At 43.8% G+C, this 26,068-nt stretch carries 20 protein-coding genes and 1 pseudogene; 13 read left to right on the top strand and 8 right to left on the bottom strand.

Annotated features, from left to right (window positions below):
• The first annotated feature begins 47 nt into the window (after positions 1-47).
• From QUA04_RS15225 to QUA04_RS15215, 3 genes are all read left to right on the top strand, one after another.
• A complete protein-coding gene (locus tag QUA04_RS15225; RefSeq protein ID WP_333258170.1) occupies positions 48-203 on the top strand; it encodes a hypothetical protein in 156 nt (51 codons plus the stop codon).
• A gap of 244 nt (positions 204-447) precedes the next feature.
• Complete coding sequence (locus QUA04_RS15220) at positions 448-573, top strand: hypothetical protein (RefSeq protein WP_333258169.1); 126 nt, start codon at positions 448-450, stop codon at positions 571-573.
• 350 nt (positions 574-923) lie between these two features.
• A complete protein-coding gene (locus tag QUA04_RS15215) occupies positions 924-1,313 on the top strand; it encodes a hypothetical protein (protein ID WP_333258168.1) in 390 nt (129 codons plus the stop codon).
• Positions 1,314-1,436: 123 nt separating this feature from the next.
• Here QUA04_RS15215 and QUA04_RS15210 read toward each other — a convergent pair.
• From QUA04_RS15210 to QUA04_RS15200, 3 genes are all read right to left on the bottom strand, one after another.
• A protein-coding gene (locus QUA04_RS15210) for an ISKra4 family transposase (RefSeq protein WP_333258171.1) occupies positions 1,437-2,503 on the bottom strand; the annotation gives its coding sequence in 2 pieces (ribosomal slippage) (positions 1,437-2,335 and positions 2,335-2,503; 1,068 coding nt in all).
• Between the two features lie 98 nt (positions 2,504-2,601).
• Complete coding sequence (locus tag QUA04_RS15205) at positions 2,602-3,888, bottom strand: glycoside hydrolase family protein (RefSeq protein ID WP_333258167.1); 1,287 nt, start codon at positions 3,886-3,888, stop codon at positions 2,602-2,604.
• A gap of 312 nt (positions 3,889-4,200) precedes the next feature.
• Positions 4,201-4,860 (bottom strand): NAD(P)H-binding protein, encoded by a 660-nt coding sequence (locus QUA04_RS15200; protein WP_333258166.1) that lies wholly within the window; start codon positions 4,858-4,860, stop codon positions 4,201-4,203.
• Between the two features lie 121 nt (positions 4,861-4,981).
• Here QUA04_RS15200 and QUA04_RS15195 point away from each other — a divergent pair, with 121 nt between their 5' ends.
• The 7 genes and pseudogenes from QUA04_RS15195 (at position 4,982) to QUA04_RS15165 (ending at position 16,545) form a co-directional block, all read left to right on the top strand.
• On the top strand, positions 4,982-5,695 hold the full coding sequence (locus QUA04_RS15195) for a DUF1997 domain-containing protein (RefSeq protein ID WP_333258165.1): 714 nt from the start codon (positions 4,982-4,984) through the stop codon (positions 5,693-5,695).
• Positions 5,696-6,563: 868 nt separating this feature from the next.
• Positions 6,564-8,777, top strand: a complete 2,214-nt coding sequence (locus QUA04_RS15190) for an ATP-binding protein (protein ID WP_333258164.1) — start codon at positions 6,564-6,566, stop codon at positions 8,775-8,777.
• 226 nt (positions 8,778-9,003) lie between these two features.
• A complete protein-coding gene (locus tag QUA04_RS15185; RefSeq protein ID WP_333258163.1) occupies positions 9,004-10,461 on the top strand; it encodes a response regulator in 1,458 nt (485 codons plus the stop codon).
• A gap of 221 nt (positions 10,462-10,682) precedes the next feature.
• Positions 10,683-10,811, top strand: a pseudogene (locus QUA04_RS15180) (IS701 family transposase); the annotation flags it as partial.
• 183 nt (positions 10,812-10,994) lie between these two features.
• Positions 10,995-12,038 (top strand): CHAT domain-containing protein, encoded by a 1,044-nt coding sequence (locus QUA04_RS15175; protein WP_333258162.1) that lies wholly within the window; start codon positions 10,995-10,997, stop codon positions 12,036-12,038.
• Positions 12,039-12,069: 31 nt separating this feature from the next.
• Complete coding sequence (locus tag QUA04_RS15170) at positions 12,070-15,813, top strand: nSTAND1 domain-containing NTPase (RefSeq protein ID WP_333258161.1); 3,744 nt, start codon at positions 12,070-12,072, stop codon at positions 15,811-15,813.
• 81 nt (positions 15,814-15,894) lie between these two features.
• Positions 15,895-16,545: a hypothetical protein gene (locus QUA04_RS15165; RefSeq protein WP_333258160.1), complete on the top strand. Its 651-nt coding sequence runs from the start codon at positions 15,895-15,897 to the stop codon at positions 16,543-16,545.
• 80 nt (positions 16,546-16,625) lie between these two features.
• Here QUA04_RS15165 and QUA04_RS15160 read toward each other — a convergent pair whose 3' ends face one another.
• Both QUA04_RS15160 and hisG read right to left on the bottom strand, forming a co-directional pair.
• Positions 16,626-19,796, bottom strand: coding sequence for a type 2 lanthipeptide synthetase LanM family protein (locus QUA04_RS15160; RefSeq protein ID WP_333258159.1), 3,171 nt, complete (start codon positions 19,794-19,796; stop codon positions 16,626-16,628).
• A 339-nt stretch (positions 19,797-20,135) separates the two neighbouring features.
• Positions 20,136-20,780, bottom strand: a complete 645-nt coding sequence (gene hisG, locus QUA04_RS15155) for an ATP phosphoribosyltransferase (RefSeq protein WP_015174599.1) — start codon at positions 20,778-20,780, stop codon at positions 20,136-20,138.
• Positions 20,781-20,978: 198 nt separating this feature from the next.
• Between hisG and QUA04_RS15150 the strand changes: the two genes are divergently transcribed.
• The 3 genes from QUA04_RS15150 to rppA all read left to right on the top strand — a co-directional run bounded on the left by QUA04_RS15150 (position 20,979) and on the right by rppA (position 22,767).
• Positions 20,979-21,155: a hypothetical protein gene (locus QUA04_RS15150; RefSeq protein ID WP_333258158.1), complete on the top strand. Its 177-nt coding sequence runs from the start codon at positions 20,979-20,981 to the stop codon at positions 21,153-21,155.
• 222 nt (positions 21,156-21,377) lie between these two features.
• Positions 21,378-22,028 carry a glutathione S-transferase family protein gene (locus QUA04_RS15145; RefSeq protein ID WP_333258157.1) on the top strand — a complete coding sequence of 217 codons (651 nt, stop codon included), beginning with the start codon at positions 21,378-21,380 and terminating at the stop codon, positions 22,026-22,028.
• 52 nt (positions 22,029-22,080) lie between these two features.
• Positions 22,081-22,767, top strand: a complete 687-nt coding sequence (rppA, locus tag QUA04_RS15140; protein ID WP_333258156.1) for a two-component system response regulator RppA — start codon at positions 22,081-22,083, stop codon at positions 22,765-22,767.
• 322 nt (positions 22,768-23,089) lie between these two features.
• Here rppA and QUA04_RS15135 read toward each other — a convergent pair whose 3' ends face one another.
• From QUA04_RS15135 to QUA04_RS15125, 3 genes are all read right to left on the bottom strand, one after another.
• Positions 23,090-23,917: a metallophosphoesterase gene (locus QUA04_RS15135; protein WP_333258155.1), complete on the bottom strand. Its 828-nt coding sequence runs from the start codon at positions 23,915-23,917 to the stop codon at positions 23,090-23,092.
• Positions 23,918-24,470: 553 nt separating this feature from the next.
• The gene (msrA, locus tag QUA04_RS15130) at positions 24,471-24,944 is read right to left on the bottom strand and encodes a peptide-methionine (S)-S-oxide reductase MsrA (RefSeq protein ID WP_333258154.1); all 474 of its coding nucleotides are present in this window, start codon (positions 24,942-24,944) and stop codon (positions 24,471-24,473) included.
• A gap of 39 nt (positions 24,945-24,983) precedes the next feature.
• Complete coding sequence (locus QUA04_RS15125; protein ID WP_333179779.1) at positions 24,984-25,946, bottom strand: DNA polymerase III subunit delta'; 963 nt, start codon at positions 25,944-25,946, stop codon at positions 24,984-24,986.
• Between the last annotated feature and the right edge of the window lie 122 nt (positions 25,947-26,068).

Genomic DNA, 26,068 nt, shown 5'->3' with positions numbered 1-26,068 from the left:
TGCCGCGACGGTGACCATTTTTACAGACTTTGTTGGATTGACAGTTAATGCAGATCATCTCTCTATTATGCAACGCCGAAGAAAAAGCCAGAGAATTAATGGCTCAAGAAAGGCAGCACAACGAACATCTGCACGACTCTATGTTAAGCCGTTCCTCCCAAGAGGTAGAGGCATCGATCGCACCCGATGACACTCACAAATAAATTTTGTTAACACAAGACTTACGGACACACACAAAGAAACCGGGTTCTTATACCATTTTTCATACCATAACAAAGGGCTGTAAAAATGTTTTTGTGTAAACAACCAGGTTTCTCCGCCCCGGAAGAGTTCACTACAGCAAAACTCTACTTAAATCGAGGAAGTTTGTAAGTGCAGTCACAACAGCCGCTGCTTGGTTGGCAGCCGCTCTCACAAACCTCAACGCGCCCTATATAGCAATAGAAAATGCCAATTTCTACTGCTCGCGAAAGCTTTCGAGGGATGCCAAAAGAGCTGGCAGTCCCGCTAGCGCGGCCGACACCAGAGCCTCATCTTTGTAAACTCGCGATCGCAGAATACGGTTACTTTTAGACGCAGAGGTGAAAGAGCCTCGCCGTGGAGAATTTCCGGTTTCAACCCGCCCTAAATTTTTTGTTTCTCGCGTCACGCACAACATAGCAGTATCCTCGCAGTATAGTCAATTAATCCCTAAATATGCGGCCGTAAAATTTCTCACGGCTTCCTGTATATTTCTATTATTACTCAGATAGGTAACAGAGCTGAAACCATGAAATAATTATTCACGATAGCCAGGGATCAACTTAAACTGTATAACAACTTTTATTAATTTGTTACACTGCGGGTTTGTTTAAGCCGATCGCCCGCGACTCAGGCACCAGGCAGCAAAATCACCGATTTCACAAGAGGAACGCCGATCAATAATGCTAACTCTTAGTCCAGCCACAGTTATAAGTCAAATCCGACCGACTGTCGAAAGCTTGCGCGACGGAGACTACCGCTACCGAGACTCCTTTGCGATCGATCGACCTTTCAGAGAAATCCAATTTCGCAAACAAGACAGATACATCACCGGTAGCGATTCAGACAAACGCACGGGCAAAAGTTACTGCTTCCGGGGCATCCCCCAGCACAACAACATTATTAACATCACGGTAGCGATCGAAATTTCCTCAAAAACAGCACAGAAAACCGAGTGGAAATTAGCACCGGGAAACCCCATTAATTTCGACAGGCTTTATCCCCTGCAAGCAGGGCCAGGATTAGAATTGTACAAATGTTTGACAGCATTTTTACCCAAATATAAGGATTAGTTATTCGTTACTTATTAGTAGTTATTTCTTAATTGCTTTGGCTTGTTAATAACAATAACATTCGTTAACAGTCAACAGTCAACGGCCAACATTTAACGGGTGCATCTCACTTTGGCAGATATATCAAATTGAAAGTTGACCGTTGAGATAAGCACAGCGAAGAGCAAGGATAGAGGAAACGTTCTCAATATTCCATTGCGCTCCCGATATTTTCACCCTTAGTCCAATGCGTTTTATTGTTGATTCCACTGTTCCCGAACCAATCGAACTTATGGATTCTTCTTTGTAGTATTGGTAATTTACTATTCGGCAGCGATGGGTCTCTAAATAATTGCAAAACGTTTTAAATGCTTTACCTTTAAAGTCTTTAAATAAATCTATAACTTCATCCAGTTGGCCTTGCCATAACATATTTTCTGCTAATTTTAATCGTTTTATTGAACCCCCTACCTTGTAGAGATTTTCTTTGATATGATACCAATCTAAGATTTCTTGTCTTTGTTCATTATCTCCAATTTCTTTAAATATGTTCCAAATCCCGGCATGGCCATCTCCTATGCAATACATAGGGTGTAGTAATTTTTGGCTATTAGTCCAATCAATTAAATCTTGATTATTTTGAAAAAATGCTCCCGAATAAACATTATCTAAACACACGGCTTTATAGTCTTTCCAGTAACAGCTCTCGCCCTTGGTTTCGTTGCGTAGTCTGACTTTACCGCCATCCAATGTAATTTCTTTAACTCCTTGTTGAGATGTAGGCAATTCAAATTCTTGTCGATTGACTAATCTTTGTAATGTACTGTGAGAAATTTTGATACCCGTAAATTTTTCCAAATCTTTTTCTGCCATTTGATAAGATTCGTTAGCAGTGATTAAAAGACAGCAGTTTTCCATCAGTGGACTAAATTGACTGTAAGCTTTTAATCCAAAATATTTTGCCTGATTATCTGTAATGTCGAGCGAGCCGATTATTGATTTTATTTTTCGGGGTTTTCCTGTTTTAATTCCTGATACTGCTGAAAAAAAAAGTTACCTATTTCTGGACCAACTTCTGATAACATTTTCTGACGGACTGATTTTTCTATACTTTCAAAACTTTTTAACTCGGTTGGCTCTGTATTTCTGTAAAGAATTTTTGCTACCGCTTTTAAGTGGGCTTTTAGCTGTTGTTGGTCTGAGGGTATCATTTTATTTACCTCATCTTTATTTGACGATTTTACTAGCTTTTTCATTTTAACTCTTTTTTGACACCTTCGCAAAAGTGAGATGCACCCCATTTAACTCCCTAAGAACCAGCATTTTCCAATTCTTCCCGCAGCATTTCCCGGTATACTTTCGGCAAACGAGAACTCATAGAATTGTTCTCAATTCCATATCCCAAACTCGTCCAAGTTCCCGAAAGCATCCGCAATACCTCAGTTAATCTTTCCTGCCGCAACATCTCAGGAATATCAGCTTTCCAAAACTTGCGATCGCTCAACCAAGCATAAACCACAGCATCCTGATCTTCTGGTTCAAAACTGTAATCTTCCCAGAATAAAAAATTAGCACGACGGGCGTTATAGCGCTTAGCCTTATCCTTCCAAGTTGTAGTCAGAAATTGATACCTGCCTGCTGCCGTAGTACACTTGCCCCGATTCGGGCCATTAACAATCTTCACACACCAGTCAGGATGGCGGCTCAAATCTAATATATATTTGCCACCGTAAACAACGTGATAAGGGCGAGCAACATTCGACTCGCTAGCAGAAATAGTTCGCATCAGAGCTCGAAGGTAAGGATCGCCGGTTTTCATAGCCAGCGGTGGCACATTTCTCCCCTCACTCGCCGACGGCGACAACTGCTGATTTCCCCGCAAACTGTCAACCACAAAAACACCGCCGCCAATCACAGCGCCTATTAAAAGTAGAAATCCGAGGATTTGAATCTCTGATCGCCTCAGCAAACCTCTTTTTCGACGGCTCAATTTCTCAGCTTCTAGCCAACTCATTTCCATTTCCGAAATTTCGGCTAATTTTCGAGCCACCCGCATCCGGCGCACCCGAAAATCGTATTGATATAGGGGAGCCGCTAACAGCGTTAAACTCGATAAAATCCCCGCCAATTTAATCAGCCAGAAATCTAATTCACCGGCTATGGCAACATTTGTCAGAGTAGATATTCCTGTTAGTAACTGAGCCGGATCGATCGATCGCGCTGGCCAATAAAAAATCGCAAGTTGCACCAACAGAGACAGATTAAATGCAAAAAAAATCACTACAACAGCATTCAAGCCTTCTCGCAAGTGCGATCGAATACCCGTATGCCTGCGCTTGAACTTGCGCGCAACGCGAAAGCGCCCCGGCAGCATAATTAGTAAGGGATTTAAGATTTTGACTGCTAAAAAGTGACAAACAAAAAACACAGGCAACTGAATCAGCCAAGCCACCAGCAGTAGAGTCAGAAAGCCGATATCGTCGCTGACAAAAGGAATGCCTCTGCGAAGAACAAAACTAAAACTCTGAGCGAGAGCAAATGCCCTTAACCACGAAATCGGATAGGGGAACCAAGCTGGCCACTTGAGAGTTTTCATGCTGCGAGAACGAAATTTTAAGGGCGAATCGTAAAACTATTAAGATTTTGCCAGATTTGGCGATCGGAAAATTGGTGTAGGGTGCGTCAGCCCCAATCTTTGACCGAACTCACATCTTGCACCATTCTCGATAAGCCTTTTTTGGGCGGGCAGGATAAGCCTTTTTTGGGCGGGCAGGATGCCCACCCCACAAGAAAATGCACTTTTTGTGGAACAGGCCGGAAAGCCTGTTCTTGACAATGGTGCAACATCTCAGATCCAAATCAAAGTGTTTTTTGTCTGACGCACCGAACCCAAGCGAGGCTAATTCAATCAAATCACACTGGCAAACAACTCCTCAAAACTCTTTTGCGGAGCCTCGGACTTAGCCACAATTTCCACAACCTTGTTGCGAGAAGTCGGCTGAAACAGCGCCTCCAGGCACACTTGGGCTACCTTGGTGCGGGGAATGCTGCTCTCAAACATTTTGTCGGCACCAGTCATGACGATCGCATCTGAATTATCCTCATTTTTGAGACCGCCCGGACGGACGATCGTATAAGTCAAGCCGCTTTTTTGCAAATACTCCTCGGCTTGCTTCTTCCAAACCAGAATCAGCCAGAACAAATTCAGCGGGTGAAAAAACTGAGAGACGCACAAAGAAGTCACAAGCACAAAATGCTCAATGCCCTTAGCCTTAGCTGCATCCACCAAATTTTTAGTACCTTCAAAATCCACCTTGTAAGGCGCTGTCGGGTCAAAACCAGGGGCCGCCCCTGTCGCGCACAGCAATACCGTACTATCGCCGATGGCATCGCCCAGGGAAGTCGCATTTAATACATCCCCAGTCACTAACTCAGCCTCCGGTGGTAAAATTTGTCTAGCTGTGTCTAGATTTCGGACTAAGGCGCGCACGGGAATACCTCGCTTGACCAATTCTGCGACGATGCGGCGGCCAGTCTGACCTGTGGCTCCTGCTACAAATGCTTTCATAAGTCGAGTTATGCTGAACTAGGGTAAGTTTTGTTACTATCAATTTCTCAATTGTAGGGAGGAAACTTCCTTAACACATCCCCAACCGGATCGATTGGCGTGTATAACAGGAGAGCATACAATGAAGCAGGATTCCGCTGAATATCAAACTGTTGAAGCTTCTGACGAAAATTACTACCCAGATGCGAGTTTCCAACAGCCCGAAAGTGGCAGCGCGGATGCAGGAGAGGAAGTTGAGCCGATTTGGTTTCACACGCATTTTGAAGACAGCATGGAGATGTACGCCGATGCGGAGACGGTGGCGAAGCATTTGAACAACCACAAGACTTGGTTTTGCCACTGCGCTTCGCCCATGAAGGCCGAGCCGCTCGGCGAAAACGGCTATGATTTATTAATCGGGCGTTTTGGGGCTTTCGGCTACCGTGTTGAAGCGAGAATTGGTTTAGAGTTGCTGCCGCCTGACGCTGAAGGCTGCTATTTGATTAAGACTATTCCGGTTCCGGATTATACCTCGCCTGGGTATGAAGTGGATTTTCGATCGGCAATGAAGCTAGTGGAGATACCGTCTCAGGAGTTTGCCGCCGATTGGCCGAGCTCGGAACGTGCTAAGCTGCCGCCTGCGATTACCAGCGCTACGTGGAAGCTGGATTTGGCTGTGGGAGTTTGCTTTCCCAAGTTTATTCGATCGATGTCTCAACCTTTAATAGAAAAAACCGGCGATGCGCTTTTGGAAAAAATCATCAAACAAGTTAACCGGCGCTTGACTTATAAAACTCAGGTTGTTTTTCACGAAAGTTTGGGCATTCCTTTTCCGAAAAATCCTAAGAAACATTAAGAATACTTACGCTCTAACCTGTACTGTATTTAAATTGTATGTTAAGTGCGCGAGCTCCTCCCCACCCCACAAGAGTAAAGATTTATTTTACTTGGCAATTTAAATGCGGATTAGCTTAACTCGCATTTGTAGGGTGTGCACTGCACACCTTACTCATAAGTGCGATCGTAATAACTCATACCATTTTAGATTTTAGACTTCGGCGTGAGCGCTCAGTCGCACAATTTTAGATTAAATTATTGGGAATAACTGATTGTGTATGGGTTGGGAACACGAGCCTACAATTGCTTTTTTGAAACTGATATCACTGTCTCCTGGTGCTTAGGGCGTGCCTTATGCCTATGTTTTTGAATCCAACAGTTGCTTGAGCAGTTAATCCAAATAACCAAGTTATTGCTAATAAAATTTAAGGGTAAGGTCATGATTGCATTTTGACATATAGCAATCCTTGCAGGAGTCGTAATTTTTTTACCCCACCCCAACCCTCCCCGAACCCGCTGGGAGTCCGTAAGAAATTCACAAATGATGCCAGAATTGCTATATGCTGATTTCTTATCGCCGGAATTAGTTTTTATTATGAGTCAATTTAGCACAGGGTTGGACACAATAGTCTCAAGTCAGATGTCATCAACTTCGACAGCATTGTTATTAAAAAATTCTGCTTCTGTCATAATGCTTTCCCTCCTTATTGCCTGATGATTAAGCAATGTACCCGACGCAGTTCAAAGCAGGTTCCGATCGCCCTCAGAAACCAGCAAGTGTCTCGGATCACAAGGCCGATCGATCGCGCTCACTGCCCAAAAACCTAAAATTATGTCACATTAAGTAAGGGGTTATAAAATAACTCTTGCCATATCCCTAGAAAGTTATGACAACGAAACTAAGAGCTACACACACAGAGAAAATGGAGAGAGACTTGCACCAGTTGAGGGCAGACCAAGAACTGATTCTCAACCAAGTAGACAATGCGATCGCTCTGTTCGACTCGTCTGACTGCTTAGTTTTGTTTAACAAAAAATTGGCCGGAATCTGGCAACTGTCCCCAGAATGGCTGGAAACAAAGCCGAAGTGTCACTTGCTGTTTGCGGAAATTGTCGATCGGGGTTACTTGTCCCTTCAGCAGTGGCAAGAGTTTCAGCAAGCACTCGAAAAATCTAAGGATGAAAGTTTATCATTTTATTTCGAGCAATCCAATGCGGTTTGTTTGGAGGTGTGCGCCACGATTACCAACAGCGGCGGACGGCTGTTTACCTTTCGAGACGTTACGGTATACCAAAACTCCCAAGCTAGCTTGAACGCAGAAGTCAGGCGGCTGAGCTTTCTTTTAGGTTTAACCGAACGCCTGCAAAAGTCTGACAGTTTGCAAGAAATAGGTCAGTTTGCCCTCACCTATTTAGTAGAGGCAATGAATGCAGCTTTCGGAGATGTCAAGGTGATTAACGGCAAGGGAAACGACCGGCAAGCGTCGGGGATTTGCAACCAAGTTTCTAGTCAATTTTTGGCTACTTACGGGGAACCCGTAGTGGCAGGAATGCAAGAATTGCTCGACCAAGGCATTCCCTACGGCATCGGTTTGCTGTGGGAAGTGGTGAAAACTGGTAAACCTGTGTTTGTCGAGGATTATGCCCAACATCCCAATGCCGTGCCGGAATTTCGGCATCCGGGAATCGGACAACTGGGTATTTTTCCGATCGCAGCTACTAACGGCACAATCATCGGAGTGCTGACGCTGGAGTCCCGCAACATCAAAAAACTGCAAGCCGCCGTCCATCAACACGTACTCGAAGCTGCTTGCCGGACTCTGGGGGCGGCGATCGAGCGGGCTCAGACACAAGAGAACCTGCGCCAAGTTAATGAAGAATTAGAGTATTCTTCTCAGTTGAAATCTGAGTTTTTAGCCTCAATGTCCCACGAATTGCGGACGCCTCTCAACAGCATTCTCGGCTTTTCTGACTTGCTGCTGCGGCAAACGGCCGGACAGTTGAGCGATCGACAAATCAACTATGTAGAACTGATCGAAAAAAGCGGCCAGCACTTGTTGCAGCTAATCAACGATATTCTCGATCTTTCTAAAATTGAAGCGGGGAAAGTAGAGCTAAGTTTACAGCCGGTTCGCGTTCACGAACTCGCGACAGACTGTCTGAAAATGATTCAGCCGCGGGCAGACAAAAAGCGGATTGGTTTGTCTTTAGAACTCGACTACCGAATTACTAAAGTTTTGCTCGACGAACGGCGAGTGCGACAAATTGTGATTAATTTACTTTCCAATGCCATCAAATTTACCCCCGAACAGGGACAAGTTAAACTCAGCGGGCGTCTGGCCTACGGCAGCGAAATAGACGGCGACTACCGACCGGATTGTTCTCCTGTAAATGCCAGCACTCCTTATTTTTGTTTAGAGGTAAAAGACTCCGGTATCGGCATTCCTAAAGACCGCTGGCACTTGCTATTCCGACCTTTTCAACAGGTGGATTCTTCCCTGACTAGGCGCCACGAAGGTACAGGTTTGGGTTTGGCTTTGACTAAGCGATTGGCAGAATTGCACGGGGGAACTGTTTCTTTTCAATCTGTTTGCGATCGGGGAAGTCTTTTCCGCGTTTGGCTGCCGTTGACGGAGATGCGTCAACAGTTGGGAAACTTTGCTTCTTGTGCTTTGGATACCAAGTTAGTTCCTGCTTCTGCGATTGCTTTACCAATTGCCAGGAAGCGGATTTTGGTTGTCGAAGACCAGCCTTTTAACCAAATGTTAATTTCTGAGGTGATGGAATTAGAGGGGTACGGGGTAGAGATACTCGCGGATGGCAAGGTGATGGCCGATCGTATTCTCGCCGCCTCTGCTGCCCCGGAGTTGCTGCCGGATTTGATTTTGATGGACATTCAGTTGCCGGATGTTGACGGCTTTGAGTTGATGCGCCGAGTTAAAGCAGATCCTGTCTGGGACTCGGTACCGATGATTGCGGTGACGGCGATGGCGATGCCCGGTGACAGTGAGCGATGTTTGGAAGCTGGCGCTTCTGCTTATTTGAGCAAGCCACTGGATTTGAATTTGATGATCGCTACTGTCCGTTCTTTTCTCGGCTAACAATAATTATTTGCAGTTCCAGCACTGCCATTTATGATAATTGATAACAACAAAGGTTAAACTCAAGAGTAGATAAATATCTATATGACTTGCCCGCACTTGCATCCGAAAGCCGGTTCCTACGAAAAGTATCGAGTTTAGTAAGGAGAAATATACGAATCAACCCGTTTTCGAGCTTCCCCACGCGCAACTTCCGAGCTAAATTCAATATATTATATCATATTCCATGTCAAACAAGTCGCCCTGCATCATGTTGGTTGATGACGAGCCAGCTAATCTGACTTTACTGGAAGAGTTATTGCACCTGAAAGGATATGCTACAGTATCAGCGCTATCGGGCCATGAAGCGCTCTCGCTTGCCCGCGCATCTCGACCCGATTTAATTTTACTAGATATTATGATGCCGGAGATGAACGGTTTTGATGTGTGCGAGATCCTGCGGAAGGATACGGCATTGCAAACTGTACCGGTGATTTTTTTAACTGCCCTCGATGACGATATGTCTCGCATCAAAGGGTTAGAAATGATGGCAGATGATTATTTGACAAAGCCTTTTAACAGTCGTTTGTTGCTGGCAAAAGTGGAAAATATTTTGCAGTTGAGCCAAATGCGATCGCAAGCTGTATCTTCCCAATTCCACCAGCAGGTAAAAGAGCAAAGCAAACGCCAAATCGCCGCAGCTTGGGAAGCCAACGAATATCTTTCCGAAAAATTTCAGCTATTTGTGCCAGAGCAACTTCTCGAACGAATTGCGCCGCAAGGAATAGAATCAATTCAGTTGGGCAATGTTACAGAAGAAGAGCTGACTGTTTTATTTTGTGACATTCGCGGGTTTACTACGATCGCCGAATCTCAACAAGCTCGCGAGACTTTTGAATGGTTGAACGCTTTTTTTACTAAAATGAACGAGTGCATAACGTCTCACGGCGGGTTTATTGACAAATACCTAGGCGATGCAATCATGGCAGTATTTGACAAGCCCAATTCTCACGCTATGGATGCGATCGAAGCCGCAGTAGCAATGCAAGAAACTTTGCAAGAATTTAATGCCAGTCGCCACCAATACAATTTAGAATCTCCCGTCAATATAGGTACCGGAATTAACACCGGTATCGGCATGATCGGCACTTTAGGTTCCGATCGTCGCATGGACTCTACAGTCATCGGCGATGTGGTAAATACAGCTTCTCGGTTAGAAAATTTAACTAAAATATACGGCTGCCAAATTATTGTTAGCGAAAATGCCATTGTTCATGCGAGAGAATTTCTCAATGGCATAAGTTCCAACTGCCACTCAAAAGAAAGTTTATTATTAAAGTGCGACTTAGAAGTGGAAACACAGGAGAGTATGATTTCTACTTCTGGGGCGACTGCTGCTGACAGCCATTTGCCCAGCAACAATTATTACTATCGCTGGATCGATCGAGTAACCCCGCGCGGCAAGCAGGAAGCTATTGAAATCTACGAAATCTGGAGCGCCTCCTGTCCCGACTCTGAGGCAAAGCAGCTTACCCAGAGTTTATTTGACAAAGGAATTCAAGGATGGCAATCCGAAAGATTTGTCGCCGCCTTGGGATATTTTCAGCAACTAATCGAACAAAACCCTGCTGATACAGTCGTCCGTTTTTATATAAGTCGCTGCCAGGAAAAACTAGGTTTTCTACCTGTAAATAGCAGTTCATAAAGATTTAACTTTTAGGGCGGGCTAGAAGCCCACCCCACAATACCTTAGACCTATTGCAAAAGTAGCTAACTATCCTGCGTTGCATCTGTGCTTTCCGTATCAATGAAAGATTTATCCAATAAGTCTACTCTAATTGGAGTTAGCGGGACTTAAACAAAAAATAGGAGATAAATGAGTTAGAATGCTTACAGAGCAAGGATATAACGTTCAAAGAATGAGCGATGGAAGAGACCACCCGTGCTGCCATGCCCCCCTGCTTTGATTTATGATGTCAAAGATTTGACGAGATCTTTGGTCAGATTGCCCAAAAACGGGAGTTTAGGAACTATTTAGGCGGATTATTGGGCGAAAGGGTAGGTATTGTGTTGATTAATTTATTGCTGGGAAGTCCCTTACCCAGCAGTGGCCTGTCACCATGGCATGAACTCAGAAAAATTTTCCATAATTATTAAATTTAACTTTGAAGTAGGATTTATCCCTTGTCAATCTGGTGCAAATCTGGTAGGGTTTAATATATTCATCAAAGGTGGGAGATGGTTAAGGTACAAACTACTCAGCCACAAAAAATCTTGATTCTGGCAGCAATTCCCCACGGTTTGCGCTTGGATAAAGAAATTAGGGAAGTTGAAGAAGGTATCCGACGTGCTGTAAGGCGGGATATGTTTGAGGTTGATATTAGGACTGCTGTTAGACCCCAGGATATTCGCAGGGCGATCGCCGAAATACAACCCCAAATTGTCCATTTCTGTGGACACGGTTTAGAAGATGGAAGTTTGGTGTTAGAAGATGATGGCGGACAGAACAAAATTGTGCCACCAGAAGGGCTGGCATCGCTGTTTGAGTTACACGCAGATTATGTAAACTGTGTGATCTTAAATGCTTGTCACTCTGTCAAATCTGCTGAAGCCATTAGTGAATATATTAATTATGCCATTGGCATGAACCAGCAGATTCAGGATAAATCCGCAATCCAGTTCGCTCAAGGTTTTTATGATGGATTGGGTTACGCGACTTCAAAAATTCAAGATGTATTTCAAAGAGCCTTTCAGGAAGGTTTAGTGGCGATTAAGCTAGAAAACCTTTCCCAAGCCAAGATTCCAGTTATTAAAACAAGAATAAACATAGATAAATCACAAAAACCCAAGGAGGATTCTTTAGTGGACGCTATTTCTCTGATTATTGCTGCTTTAGGTGCTGGTGCGCTTGCTGCTACTAAAGATACTGCCGGAACAGCCGTTAAAGATGCCTATCAGGGTTTGAAAACGTTGATTAAAAAGAAGTTTGCAGAGCAAGGAAAAACAGATTCATCAACAATTTTGGATAAATATGAACAAAAACCTGAAAAGACGCAAGCTCTTTTGGAAGATGAGTTACTAGAAGCAGGGTTTGATAAACTTGAAAAAAATGACGAACTTATTAAGTTAGCTGAAGATTTACTCAATCAAGTCAAAGAACAGCCTGGTGGACAGCAGATCATTAACCAAACTATCAGTAATGTCAAATATGCTGCTACCTCTGGTTCGGGGAATGCAAATATCAGCAGCATCACTGAGCATGGCACATCTAAGGATAATTGACACAGGACTTTAATTAATTAGGGTTGTTGTTATGTCTGAGCAAAGTGAGATCAACCAGCGTGTTACAGAGGCGGAATACGCTGCTACCTCAGCGGCTGGCAATGCAACTATCACCATTACCAACTACAACTACTATCAAGAAGAAGCAAAATTAGTACGTGCTGATTTTAGGAACTCGGATAGTGAAAATCTGCCTTGCCCTTATCGCGGTTTGTTTCATTTTAGTCCCAATGATGCGGAGTTTTTCTTTGGTCGTGAGGTATTTGTAGAAGAACTTTTCGAGGCGACTAAAACCTGTAATTTTATACCCGTTTTGGGTGCTTCTGGAAGCGGCAAATCTTCGGTCGTTCTGGCGGGATTAGTGCCTAAACTTCAAAATCAAGGTCACTGGCTATTTACTCATTTTCGTCCCGATTCAAATCCTTTCCAGGCTCTGGCTTTGGCGTTAGTTCCCCTTTATACTCCCGATCTGGATCATACTGATAAGATAATCCAAGCTCGTAAATTGTCAAAGGCTCTTAGCGAGGGTGAAATTCCTCTAGCTGATGTCTTTGCCCAGATTAACCAAAATCATCCCACAGATCGGGTATTGCTAATTGCAGATCAATTTGAAGAAATTTACACTTCATGCACGGATCAGAAAATTCGCCTTAGTTTCTTGGATAGTTTATTAGATAGCTTTCCATCTTGCCCTTCTCAATCACACTATAAGCGTGTCCTAGTTGCAACAATGCGGGCAGATTTCTTGGGAAATGCGCTGTTATATCCTCGTTTTGGAGATTTATTGAAAACTGATATCAAGCTGATCAGGTCGATGAATTATGAAGAACTGGAGCAGGTTATTGTTAAGCCTAGTGAGAAGTTGGGAGTAACGTTTCAAGAAGGACTGGTAAAACGCATTTTGTATGATGTAGAGTCAGAACCGGGTAATTTACCTTTGTTGGAGTTTGCATTAACGGAATTGTGGAAATGGCGAAAGGGAAAACAGTTAACTCATGTAGCTTATGAAGAAATTGGTGAGGTAAAAGGTGCCCTAGCTCGCCATGCTAATGAAAAATATCGCAGCTTGACAGATGAGGATAAGGAAAAAGTACGGCGAATCTTCATCCAATTGGTACATCCTGGGCAAGGAACGGAAGATACGCGACGATTGGCAACGAAAGCCGAATTGGGTGAAGCAAGTTGGGGATTGGTGAAACAATTGGCGGATGCACGATTAGTAGTGACTAGCAATCCTACTGGGAATCAAGAAACAGCGGAGGTTGTCCATGAAGCATTGATTCGCAATTGGAGTCAATTACGACAATGGATGGAGACAGACCGTAGTTTTCGGGCTTGGCAAGAGGGGTTGCGGATACGAATCGAACAATGGAAAAAGACGCAGCGAGATGAATGGGAATTGTTGGGGGGTGCAGCGTTGGTGGAGGCGGAAGAGAAGCTGAAAGAACGCCGAGAGGATTTGTGCCAAGAGGAGGAAGAATTTATCCAAGCTAGTGCAGCACTGCGCGATCGCGAACAAAAGGAGCGATCGCGCAGAAGGCAACAAACTATTTCAGGGTTGGTTAGTGGTTTGGCGATAGCTTTAATATTAACCGGGCTAGCGGTTATCGGCTGGAGGAAGGCTCAAATCAGTGAAATTAATTCCTTAGCTCAAAGTTCCGATGGTTTTTTGAACTTAGATAAACCGAAAGCTCTTAAATCAAGTGTCAAAGCCGCCGTAACAATGCAACGTCAATTAGGGGGAGTAGATGCGAATACCCGGACTCAGGTAGAACTGGCGTTATTAAATACAGTTCACAACGTTGCCGTACCCAACACTTTGGGAGGACACGCAATGTCAGTTAATGGAGTCAGCTTTAGCCGCGATGGTAGAATGCTGGCTTCTGCAAGTCATGACAACACAGTGAAACTGTGGGATGTCGCCACTGGTAATGAAATTAAAACTCTTACCGGGCATACAAGCTCAGTGAATGGAGTCAGCTTCAGCCCCGATGGCAAAATGCTAGCTTCTGCCAGTAAAGACCACACAGTGAAACTGTGGGACACCGCCACTGGCAAACAAATTAAAACTCTCACTGGGCATACAAACGAAGTTAATCGGGTTAGCTTCAGTCCCGATGGCAAAATGCTGGCTTCTGCCAGTAATGACCAAACAGTGAGACTGTGGGATACCGCCACTGGCAAAGAAATTAAAACCCTCACTCGACATAATGGCTGGGTTTGGGGGGTCAGCTTCAGCCACGATGGCAAGATGCTGGCTTCTGCAAGTCATGACAAGACGGTGAAACTGTGGGATACAGCCACTGGCAAAGAAATTAAAACCCTCACTGGGCATACAAAGGAGGTTTGGGGGGTCAGCTTCAGCCCCGATGACAAAATGCTGGCTTCTGCCAGTAATGACAAGACGGTGAAGTTGTGGGATACAGCGACTGGCAAAGAAATTAAAACTCTCATTGGACATAATGACTGGGTTTTGGGGGTCAGCTTCAGCCGCGATGGCAAGATGCTGGCTTCTGCAAGTAAAGACCACAAAGTGAAACTGTGGGATACAGTCACTGGCAAAGAAATTAAAACTCTCGCTGGGCATACAGATGAAGTTTGGGCTGTTAGCTTCAGCCGTGATGGCAAAATGCTGGCTTCTGCTAGTGTTGACCACACGGTGAAACTGTGGGATACAGCGACTGGCAAAGAAATTAAAACTCTCGCTGGGCATACAGATAAAGTTTGGGCTGTTAGCTTCAGCCGTGATGGCAAAATGCTGGCTTCTGCTAGTGTTGACCACACGGTGAAACTGTGGGATACAGCGACTGGCAAAGAAATTAAAACTCTCGCTGGGCATACAGATAAAGTTTGGGCTGTTAGCTTCAGCCGCGATGGCAAAATGCTGGCTTCTGCCAGTGATGATAAGACGGTGAAACTGTGGGATACAGCCACTGGCAAACAAGTTCAAACATTGATTGGGCATACAAGAGGGGTTGGGTGGGTTAGCTTCAGCCCCGATGGCAAAATGCTGGCTTCTGCCAGTGATGATAAGACGGTGAAACTGTGGGATACCGCCACTGGCAAACAAATTCAAACCTTGATTGGGCATACAATGTCGGTTTGGCAGGTCAGCTTCAGTCCCGATGGCAAAATGCTGGCTTCTGCCAGTAATGACCATACGGTGAAATTATGGGATACCGCCACTGGCAAACAAATTCAAACCTTGATTGGGCATACAAACCAAGTTCGGGGGGTCAGCTTCAGCCCTGATGGTAAGATGCTGGCTTCTGCGAGTGCTGATAAGACGGTGAAACTGTGGGATGTCGCCACTGGCAATGAAATTAAAACTCTCACTGGGCATACAGAGGATGTTAATAAGGTCAGCTTCAATCCCGATAGCAAAATGCTGGCTTCTGCTAGTAATGACAACACAGTGAAACTATGGGATATCGCCACTGGCAAAGAAATTAAAACTCTTACCGGACATACAAGCTCGGTGAATGGAGTCAGCTTCAGCCGTGATGGCAAAATGCTGGCTTCTGCCAGTAATGATAAGACGGTGAAACTGTGGAGATGGGATTTTGAGTATTTACTTAAGCAAGGGTGCAATTTTGTTCGCGAGGATTTTAAAGTCAATCCCCCTAATAATGAAAGCGATAAGCATCTGTGCGACGGGGTAGGCATTTCTGCAAGCTTCAACACCCAGGTAGGGTTCGATACTTACGCAAATTCAGTGAAGTTAGAAACCTCAGACCATCGTATAGAGAATTTTGGACAAAGTTTTTTTCTTTAGATTTTCTTTATGACTAAACTTTTAGCGCTCATGTAGTATTGCAATAGAAACACTGTAAATCAATATCAATCAGGGAAAATCATGCTAGACATCTTTATCCTTATCTCTACTTCCTCATCTTCTCATGCCCCTATCTCTCCATCGATTATGCAAGTGCAACCAAGCCAACCAAGCCAATCAAGCCCACCAAGCCAATCAAGCCAATCAAGAAAACCAAGCCCACCAAGCCCAGACGACTACTCTAAATGTAAAGAAAATCATGCTGGCATTCAACCGAAGATGATATTAGTGGCTATGTCTAATGTTGAGGGATTTACACAGAATCAGTTATTGCAGCAGTTGGATGGAACGACGGTTTTAGATGAGGATTTAGAATTAAGTGATGAGGAATTAGAATTAGCACAGGGTGGGGCAACGACTGCCACCAGCAAATGTTCAGATGTCTTTGTAGGTGGCAAACAAATAATCTCTTTTCCCGATATTCAGCAATTCGTGGAGAGACCTGAAAGACAACAAGAACTAATTAATTACATCAGACATCAATTTGAGAGAAATCATATTCCTGTTGGTAACCAAGGACATCCTGCTGAGCAAATATACGCTTTAATAGCGCTAAACATTGGATACACAGCTCCTATAAATATAAAACGTGTAAGTAACGGCTTCAGACTCGCACTTACTGGTACTTGGGCTGGGCAGGTATGTTATACCAATCAAGGATGCCAGTATTAATAGCGATCACCCAATAGCAGCTAGTGCCGGAATAATTCGGGCTATTGGTATTACTAAAGCTAATGATCCAAAAACATCTGTCATTGATGGAATTGAGTACGACTAATACAAAAGGATAATACTGAAGGAAGCAAATCTTCAACCAACCGCAATAACTCATAACCTATCCCCGCAGTTCCTTGAAATAAACCAGGATTAAATACAGAACTTGGCAATTTCAAAAACTGATAACCTCCAGTAAGTTGACCGCGATTTACTATAGAAGAAGCTCGGATAAGTGCCTTTTCTCGTAATTCTGGGCGGATAAGCTTTTGTCCAGCTAATAACAACATTTCTGTCTTACCGAAATTACCGCACTCAATAGAATCTACATCAATCAAATCACTTGTGGGTGTAGTTCTTAAAACTATTTCTAATTCTTGCGTAAAATCATTTGTATTTAAAATCGATAAGCTAGCTAAACGCGCTAAAAAAATTTCCCCTGCAATATGAAACCTACTGGATTGAATATTTTCTTCTGTTTGTTGTAGAAAGACACTCCACTGATAAGTCATTGCTACCTTTGCTGCTGCTAAATAGGCTGAATCTGCGGTAACTTCATAGAGTCTGAGTAGAGCATAAGCAATTCCCCCTGCACCATGAAAAAAACCTATATATTGACCTTGCTGTAAAATATTCCAAGCTTGGGGTACTCCTGCCACCTGAACTTGATGGTTTAATAAATGCTGACCGCAGTTAATAGCGCATTCTAAAATTTTTGGATTTTGAGTGTGGTGATAGAGCGATAACAGCCCCAAAATAGCCCCAGATGCCCCATAAATAATATCAAAGTGCTGGTCAGCCGCAATCAATTCGGGGGTAATGAAATTGGCAATCTTAGCTGCATCTTCTATGAGTGCTGGTTCCCTGAGAAACTGGCTAATTGTCACCAAACCGTAGATAAGGGAACCTAAACCCATACCACCCCCAATTCCCTGTCTAACAAACCTGCGCTGGGATTGATAATCAAATGTTTGCAAAAACTTGCGAAGTGAAAACAACGCTCCCATCGCCAATTCTCGAAACTGATTCGTTCCCTTCACATAATCCAAAGCGGCTAAAAATAGTGCAATACCGCTATTACCGTTGTAGAGATTATCCCCCAATGCTGCAAACTGAAAGCACTTAGCATTCGGAATATAGTTAAAACCAATCCATTGCACACTACCATCACTTCCCAAAATTGCCCGTGCTTGAATTTCCTCTGCCAGTCGCGTTGCTTCTTGAAGTAACTGTTCTTTTGTCAAAGGAATTAAGTGATCGCTCTGGGTTTTCACTGAATCAGGAGTTCTTGATTCTACTTGTAAATTTACTGTTTTACCTTCGGCATAAAAACATCCTTTAATAATCTCCACTTGTCGCGCCAAATCTTCTTCGTTTAAGTTTTCTAGCTGAGTCTGCACAGTTTTGTAACTTGGTTCATGGAAATACTCTGCAATCGATTCCCCTGGTGCTAATACCAGTTCATCACTACCAGGGCAAGCACTAAAATAAGGAATATCTAACTGCTCCATTGCCTGGAGTTCCTTTGATAAAATCTGCCAATAATGGGGTTTTTCATTAACAGTCAGAAATGCTCGACTCAGGTGATCGATTTCTATACTTTTATCAATTCCATTACGCAGCCATTTTGGGTGTTGAGTGTGTTCTAAAATTTTTGCATAAACCTGCGACATCCTAAACATAAATCGTACCTGCACACTTTGAAATGCCACCAAAGGACTATCCTCAGCGAGTAAAACCTGCTGATGGGACATTAAAAAACGATACATTTGTTCAAATCCCCACACAATTTCATCAAGATAGTCCCCACCTTCGAGAGGAATACCATCTAACATGGGTAGGTTCGTTAGTGCAGGAGAGGGATGATTCTGGCATCGGCTTAGGGCATTATTTTGATAAGCAATGCAGCCATTTTCGAGAAAATTCCAACGAGGAAGAAGTCCGGTACGAACTACAGAATCCCAGAATTGTTTATCTACTATTTTCTCCACTTCCTTTGCTTGGGGAAAATCAGCCATCAGTTTCGCTTCGGGCTGCATTAGAGTTTCCATATCGACCAGGACAAAATGTTCCCCATGGGCGACTAAATTTTGATGGTGACAGTCAGTTACTCTTAAGATATGCAGTAAACACAATAGCATTCCCGCTCGCTGGTAAAACCGTTGTGCTGCTGCTTGGTCTTGACAGGGTAGATGCTCAACATATTCTACCCAACCATAATCAGAGCGATCGCAAATTTTTAGAACTTTGAAATGTAAGAAAATATCCTGCTGATTGCACCAATCTAATAACTGAGTAAAAGCTACTTCTGCCCCTAAACCTTTTGGTTTATATATTAGTTTTAGTCCCGAATCGAAGGTAAGGGCTATTACCGTTCTTCCTTGATGATGGGGATCGGAAAGAGAAGGTTTAATATCAATGACTTTTCCTAAATGAGGCTGGGATCGAGAGAAGATTTGCTGAATTGCTGGAATATCGGCTTGCAGGCGTTGGAGAAAATATGCTATTTCTTCCACCCAAAAATCAATAGCAGTTGCCATTAGGCGTCCTAAAACTGGATATTCCAGGAAAAACCCTAACATTCCATCCGCTAAGAGTTTTTCCACAAAAGTATTGTATTCCTCTTGAGGATTAGTCTGGTTTTGTAATTGTATTTCCATCAGGGCAACAAAACGGGAATATTCTGCTGTCAAAGTTTTGGCACTAAGATTGAGTAGTTTTTCAAACAAGCTACATTCAAAAGTCAGGTAAGAGGACTCAGAGAGGATTTTTAAAGGTAGATGTTGACTAGATAGGGAATTAGTACCCAAACGAATTAATAACTGCTGTCGCGCCACAGAGATTGCTGGTAGCAATAGTTCTTGAAATGCTAAGGTTTGAGGATTAATCGGAGTCAATGATGGCGGATAAAAATTAGAAGCGGTTTCAATCATCGCCCTCAAAGTCTTTGCCCAAAATGGTAAACTTTGGCTATCTATCACAGGGAGCGATCGCAAAACCTGCTGTACTTGCTCAATATCTAACCCGTCCCAAAGTAGCCGCTTCTGGAATTTTTCCCAGTTTCCGTGAGAGCTTACTTTACACCAGCGTTGAAGACGTGATGTTAGCTGTTGTTCGCTCTCGGTAACTTGTAACTGTTTGCCGAGACGTTCAGATAAACAGCTAGCTTGAGCAATAATTTGCGTTAAGTCAGATGTTTTAACTTTCATGTTTTATAAAATATTCCTTGGGAGTGTAATCATGGAAGAAGCAAGTTACATAAAAGGGAATTATAGACCTCGATCTGTTTCTCTGGGCAAAGAAGAAGTGCAAGAGTTTTTGCGATCGCGCAAATCAATTTCCACTCAATGACTAACATAGCGGGACTTAAACAAAAAACCTGCTAAAAAGGGCTGCAAACCTTTTCTAGTATGGGTTTTACCTAGAAAATATTTAAATCTTTGATAGGTATGGGTTTCTGGTGATTTTACCCCCTTTGACGTATTTTGCTTGCCTAGCAAGGGTTTTAACCATATTAACCGCGAAAATTTGTTTAAGTCCCGTTAGCATCAAACAGCCGTCAAAACTTGCTCTCTCAACTTCCCGATCAACTCATTCACCCCCCCTGCATTCAAACGATAACTCAGAGGATGACCGATCAAATAAGCCGAACTTTCAAACAAAACATCAATTTCCACCAAACCATTTTCTCGCAAAGTTTTGCCAGTCGAAACCAAATCCACAATTGCCTCCGACATACCCGTAATCGGCCCTAACTCCACAGAACCGTAAAGCGGCACAATTTCCACCGGCAAATTCAAATTGTGAAAATATTCCCTTGCACAGTGTACGAACTTAGAAGCAACTCTACCGTGAGGAGGCAAATCCACAGTTCGTCGATAAGAACTAGATTCCTTCACCGCCACCGACAGCCGACACTTGCCAAATTTTAAATCAATTAAATTGGCAACTTTCGGCTTTTTTTCCCGCAAAACATCATAGCCAGCAATCCCCAAATCCGCTTGACCGTATTCCACATAAACCGGTACGTCGTGCGTCCTTACTAGCAAAGCTTTGGCAGTGCCTGTCGGGTCATAAATTTGAAGTTGTCGGTTAGAGGAATCGAGAAAAGCACTGAAGTCTAATCCAACCGATTTAAACAGCCGAATGCTATCTCCTAACAGTCCGCCTTTGGGAAGTGCAACAGTAATCATGTCAATTTTTAGAGTGTAAATTTCTCAAGTTGGGAAGGGGGCGATCGCGGTATAAGCAGAAACAGCTTTTACCAAACTCAGAATAACACATAGAGTTCATAGCGAAAAATAAATTTCGGGTATTGCTCGATCCTTTGTTTGGGTATATATTATATTTAGTAAGTTTTTATTTCGTCAGGTTTTTCAAGGGCGGTCAGTATGGAAAAAAATCAAGAGTTTGAGACTCAAGACTTTAACGGAAAATTTCACTGTGTAGGCTTGGATTCCCTAAAAAAAATTACAGTAGATGAAATCCTCTCAGGGGGCGGTGTAGAGGCAGAGGAAATGCACTATACAGTGGCCGTACCTACCGCTAACGATGCCAAAATCCACTGAGACAGATCATTCAATGCCAAATCAAGTGTGTTCGATGCAGCCCCCAGATTAAAGTTTGCAGAAAAACACGGAACGCTGGGAGGCTGTTAATGTAAAATGCTTGCAGAGGCTGGTGCATAAAACAGACTGATCGCGCGCTCGTCATTCAGTCTCACGCTGTTGTGTATTCAACTCTAAAACTTAAAATTTAACTGGCGATCGCAAATAGCTGACAGCTAAACTATGACCGAATTGACACTTGTTATTGGTAACAAAAATTATTCCTCTTGGTCGCTGCGTGCTTGGCTGGCGATGAAACAAGCTGGACTGGAATTTGCCGAGGTGAGAATCCCCTTAGACTGGCCGACAACCAATGAAGAAATTCGGCGCTATTCTCCCTCGGGAAAAGTGCCAGTTTTAATCGACGGTGATCTGAAAGTGTGGGAATCTTTAGCAATTTGCGAATACGTTGCAGAACGCTTTGCAAATGATTTGTGGCCGGCGGATGTAGCGGAACGGGCGATCGCCCGTTCCATCTGCGCCGAAATGCACGCGGGGTTCCAAAATTTGCGCGACAATATGCCGATGGACTGCCGCAACCGCTATCCGGGAGAAGGGATGACTCCCGGTGTAGAAGCAGAGATCCATCGCATCTTTGCCATTTGGCGCGAATGCCGCCAAAAATTCGGAACAGGCGGGAATATGCTATTCGGAAAATTCACAATTGTTGACGCTATGTTTGCCCCAGTTGTCATGCGTTTTGTCACCTACGGAGTCAAATTAGATTCAGTAGCAAAAGCTTATGCGGATGCGATTTTGGCCTTGCCTGCAATCCAGGAATGGGTAGCAGCAGCTTGCAGCGAAACGGAAAGTATTCCACACATTAAAATCTAGGAAAAATCAGTTTACTTAACCTAAAATCTCAAATCTCAAATTTGAAATCAGGATGCGGATTCTTTTAGTTGATGATGAAGTTGAGTTAACTGACCCTTTGAGTCGAGTCTTAACGCGCGAAGGTTATACAGTTGATGTGGCATTTGACGGAGCAAGTGGCAGCAATTTAGCAATGCAGGGCAATTACGATTTGCTAATTTTGGATTGGATGCTGCCGAGACAAACCGGACTGGCAATTTGCCAGAAGTTGCGATCGCAAGGAAGGAATACGCCAGTGCTATTTCTCACCGCCAAAGATACCGTAGACGATCGCGTACAAGGACTCGACGCCGGTGCAGACGACTATTTAGTCAAACCTTTTGAACTGCGAGAATTGTTAGCCAGAGTCCGCGCATTACTGCGGCGGCTTCCTACTTTTGATGCCGAGGTTGCTGTCGGCAGGTTGCAAGTTGCAGATTTACAGCTAGACTACGACAATCAATTAGCTTATCGGGGCGATCGCACAATTGACTTATCAGAAAAAGAATGTCAGTTATTAGAATACTTAATGCGCCATACCGGTCAATTGCTAACACACGAACAAATCCACCAGTATTTGTGGAGTGAAGCACAAAAACCCAGCAGCAATGTATTAGCCGCTCAAATTCGCCTGCTGCGCCGCAAAATAGAAGCCCCAGGCGAATCGGTGCTAATTCACACAGTCTACGGCAGAGGCTATCGTTTTGGAGAAGCAAATTAAAAATAATATAAATTGTACAAAAATCATTTTTACTTCTTCCCTCTTCTTTCTTCCTTTTTCCCTCTTCCTTCTTCCTGACATCCGTTACATCCGCCCTTGCGAATCCGTTGCCGAACTTCCCTCTTCCTTTTTCCTTCTGCTATATGGGAGCATCTCATATTTGTAAAAACACTTCTTCTGGCTCCTTCCTTCTTCCTTCTTCCTCTTTTCTCCTGACTCCTGACTCCTAACTCCTATTTCTAGCTTGGGCAAAAGTGAGATGCTCCCTGCTATATTATCTATTATCGGGAAAGTGTGCACCCTAAACCAGCATTTACGTATCTTAACAAACCAAAGTAATTACTGTCACCTCCGGCGGACAAAATAGCCTCCCCGGCGCATAAGTCCCCAAACCGCGATTCACGTACAGTAAATTACTCCCAACCCGATGCAAACCGCTAGCCCATTCCCAGTGAGTAACTACTCGATCGCAAGCCGACAGAAAAGGAATGAACTTTCGGATTCGTTTAGGAATCAAATAGCCAATCTTTCTGACCCAAGCATACAAAGGGCCGATACCGGGAATAACGATTTGACCGCCATGAGTGTGTCCAGACAACTGCAAATCAATCCGCCAATTTTGCAGCTTTTCAGCAGTATCAGGATTGTGAGACAATACAATCCGAGGAATCGCGGGATTTATTGATGCCATTACAGGTTTAGGCGCAAAATCGCCAGACCAAAAATCTGCTAACCCAACTAAAGCCAATTCTGACCCCAAAGGATAGATTGCTTCGTTGTACAAAACCCGAATGCCCGCGCTATTTAAAGCATTAGCAACCTCTCTCTTTGCCCCCGGCCAATAGTGGTCGTGATTGCCCAAAACCGCGTAAATTCCCACTCGACTTTGCAAGTTTTTCAATCGCTGCACTAAGCCGTAAATAGGTGCGGGATCGTAGGTAATAAAGTCACCGGTTAAAAAAACCATGTCTGGTTCAGCTTCATTGGCCGCAGCAATCGCCTCTTCTAGCAACCATTCCGATAGCCGCACCCCGTCATAGTGAAAGTCCGTAAGCTGTACAATTTTAGTACCCGATAGATTTGCTGGAAGATTAGCGATGGGTATTGTTAAATACTCTATTCGCAGTTTCCCAGTTAATAACCTGTGCATAAATCTAAAGTTTATTGATGACAGAGCGCCACATCTAGCTTAGCAAATAAACAAGCAAGACTGCCAAACTAGATATTCTTCCCTTTTCCTTCTGTCATCTGACTAATAACTACAGTCCGGGACGCAAAAAGTGGGATTTGCTCAATAAAATTGAAACAGAAATGCCCAATCTTCATTTAGGCTTTCTTTCAAAATTGTTTGGGTCTTACGCGCCCAACTACTACAGCATTTTTATAATATTATGACTTGCGTAACAAGCTGTTTAAAACGTGATCGATCTTCTTCAGAGTAGCATTCCCCGCCCCGCATCTATATTCTTTTGCTAATTTTCAAAGCTGAGACTTGTGCCACATCCCCATCGAATCGGGATACCACAGGGAGATTGCCACTACCAAACACTATCTCATGACTAATTATTTATTAGTAAGTAAAGGGAAATAAACATAGCGTGGGGGAGGCAGAGTTTTGCATTAATAATGAACTGGCGGCTAGTAGAGAGCATTGCCTTACCTGCTCCTACGATCTCTTATTTTTTGTCGAGTCTGCCTACTTTTTAACTAATAACTTCTGACGAATGCCGCTTCTTCTCAATATATTGCTGGTGGTAATCCTCTGCCATATAAAATTCAGCAGCAGGTTTGATTTCGGTGGCAATATCTTTGTCGTATTTACCGGAAATTTGCAATTTTTGTTTGGAGAGGCGAGCGGCTTTTTCTTGTTCGGAATTATGATAAAAAATCACCGACCTGTACTGTTCGCCTCTGTCAGGGCCTTGGCGATTGATTTGGGTAGGATCGTGACAGTTCCAGAATACATCTAGCAGTGCTTCGTAACTCACCTGCGATCGATCGTACTCTAGTAGCACGGCTTCAGCGTGACCAGTGACTCTGGCACAAACATCGAGGTAGCAAGGATTCGGCCAGTGACCTCCTGTGTAGCCCGCAGCAGTCGAGACTACACCCGCAACCGCGCGAAACTTGTGTTCAACTCCCCAAAAACAACCGGCGGCAAATGTGGCTTTTTCCATCGTGTTACTCATCGTATTGGGATAAAACTTGGCAATAAATTATGCTTGACATATTCCCATTAGTGTGCATTCCCAAACTAATCGCGGCTGTACGTAGTTTAGCAAATATTGCCGCGCTTTTTCTAAGGGCTCTAATGGCGATCGACTAATTCCCCCTGCCAAAAATTGCTGCCAGTAACAGTGTTGTAAATAATCGATTAACCACAACTGAGATTCAGTATCTAAAGTTTTATCAATTTCCTTGGCCAATTCCAAAGCAGACCGCAGATTTTGAGGCAACTGCTTCACCTTTTGCAGTAAATCATCGGGTATTGATTGCAGTTGCTGCCAAATAGAAATTGCCTCCCCAGGACTGCCTTGAGCCATCCCCAGTACCTCGGAATGATCCAAAATCTCTGCGAATCCGGCTTGCTGCAAAACTTGTGCCATTGCTTCGGGATTCAGCCTAGAAAACTGGATTTTTTGGCAACGGGAAATCAAAGTGGGCAACAAAACTTCCACAGTCGGAGCAATTAAGATTAGCGCTGCTTTTCCAGGTTCTTCCAATGTTTTCAACAAGCCGTTAGCGGCTCCCTCGCCCATTGTTTCTGCTTGTTCCAAAACTACGACTGAACGCCCAGCTTCCAACGGCGGTCGGCTGAGAAATTCACCGATTTCTCGAACTTGTTCTAAGCGAATTTGTGGCGGTGCTTTCCGCTTTAAACCGGCTTCCTCTGCTTCCTTTGGCGACAGCCGTTTGCCTTGGTTCATGTAAGTTGGTTCTACCCAAAGTAAGTCTGGATGATTTCGCTGCCGCACGCGATTTTGCACGGAGGCTATTAATCGGGTTTCCGGAAGATTGGCTGAGAATAAAAGCTCGATGAAAGACTGAGCAGCTAAACTTTTGCCGATGCCGTTAGATCCGACAAATAAATAACCAGGAGCAATTCGGTTGCGCTCGACTGCTTGTGTTAGCAATTCTACTGGTCGCTCTTGTCCGATTAATGATGTGAAATAATCCATATTTTGTCAGGCAGAAGGAAGAAGGAAAAAGGCAGAAGGAAGAAGGAAGAAAATCTAGGGTTTCAGCAGTAATTAAGAATATTCTAACTGTCGGGCGCGGTTGCTATAATACCAAAAAGTTA

It is taken from the genome of Microcoleus sp. S13_C5, from assembly GCF_036700845.1.
GTDB lineage: Bacteria > Cyanobacteriota > Cyanobacteriia > Cyanobacteriales > Microcoleaceae > Microcoleus.
This window is presented reverse-complemented; position numbering and strand designations above follow the sequence as displayed.

Excerpts from the sequence above, each read along its gene's own strand:
- QUA04_RS15225 (WP_333258170.1), top strand. The coding sequence starts at position 48 with ATGCAGATCATCTCTCTATTATGCAACGCCGAAGAAAAAGCCAGAGAA.
- QUA04_RS15220 (WP_333258169.1), top strand. The coding sequence starts at position 448 with ATGCCAATTTCTACTGCTCGCGAAAGCTTTCGAGGGATGCCAAAAGAG.
- QUA04_RS15215 (WP_333258168.1), top strand. The coding sequence starts at position 924 with ATGCTAACTCTTAGTCCAGCCACAGTTATAAGTCAAATCCGACCGACT.
- QUA04_RS15205 (WP_333258167.1), bottom strand. The coding sequence starts at position 3,888 with ATGAAAACTCTCAAGTGGCCAGCTTGGTTCCCCTATCCGATTTCGTGG.
- QUA04_RS15200 (WP_333258166.1), bottom strand. The coding sequence starts at position 4,860 with ATGAAAGCATTTGTAGCAGGAGCCACAGGTCAGACTGGCCGCCGCATC.
- QUA04_RS15195 (WP_333258165.1), top strand. The coding sequence starts at position 4,982 with ATGAAGCAGGATTCCGCTGAATATCAAACTGTTGAAGCTTCTGACGAA.
- QUA04_RS15190 (WP_333258164.1), top strand. The coding sequence starts at position 6,564 with ATGACAACGAAACTAAGAGCTACACACACAGAGAAAATGGAGAGAGAC.
- QUA04_RS15185 (WP_333258163.1), top strand. The coding sequence starts at position 9,004 with ATGTCAAACAAGTCGCCCTGCATCATGTTGGTTGATGACGAGCCAGCT.
- QUA04_RS15175 (WP_333258162.1), top strand. The coding sequence starts at position 10,995 with ATGGTTAAGGTACAAACTACTCAGCCACAAAAAATCTTGATTCTGGCA.
- QUA04_RS15170 (WP_333258161.1), top strand. The coding sequence starts at position 12,070 with ATGTCTGAGCAAAGTGAGATCAACCAGCGTGTTACAGAGGCGGAATAC.
- QUA04_RS15165 (WP_333258160.1), top strand. The coding sequence starts at position 15,895 with ATGCTAGACATCTTTATCCTTATCTCTACTTCCTCATCTTCTCATGCC.
- QUA04_RS15160 (WP_333258159.1), bottom strand. The coding sequence starts at position 19,796 with ATGAAAGTTAAAACATCTGACTTAACGCAAATTATTGCTCAAGCTAGC.
- hisG (WP_015174599.1), bottom strand. The coding sequence starts at position 20,780 with ATGATTACTGTTGCACTTCCCAAAGGCGGACTGTTAGGAGATAGCATT.
- QUA04_RS15150 (WP_333258158.1), top strand. The coding sequence starts at position 20,979 with ATGGAAAAAAATCAAGAGTTTGAGACTCAAGACTTTAACGGAAAATTT.
- QUA04_RS15145 (WP_333258157.1), top strand. The coding sequence starts at position 21,378 with ATGACCGAATTGACACTTGTTATTGGTAACAAAAATTATTCCTCTTGG.
- rppA (WP_333258156.1), top strand. The coding sequence starts at position 22,081 with ATGCGGATTCTTTTAGTTGATGATGAAGTTGAGTTAACTGACCCTTTG.
- QUA04_RS15135 (WP_333258155.1), bottom strand. The coding sequence starts at position 23,917 with ATGCACAGGTTATTAACTGGGAAACTGCGAATAGAGTATTTAACAATA.
- msrA (WP_333258154.1), bottom strand. The coding sequence starts at position 24,944 with ATGGAAAAAGCCACATTTGCCGCCGGTTGTTTTTGGGGAGTTGAACAC.
- QUA04_RS15125 (WP_333179779.1), bottom strand. The coding sequence starts at position 25,946 with ATGGATTATTTCACATCATTAATCGGACAAGAGCGACCAGTAGAATTG.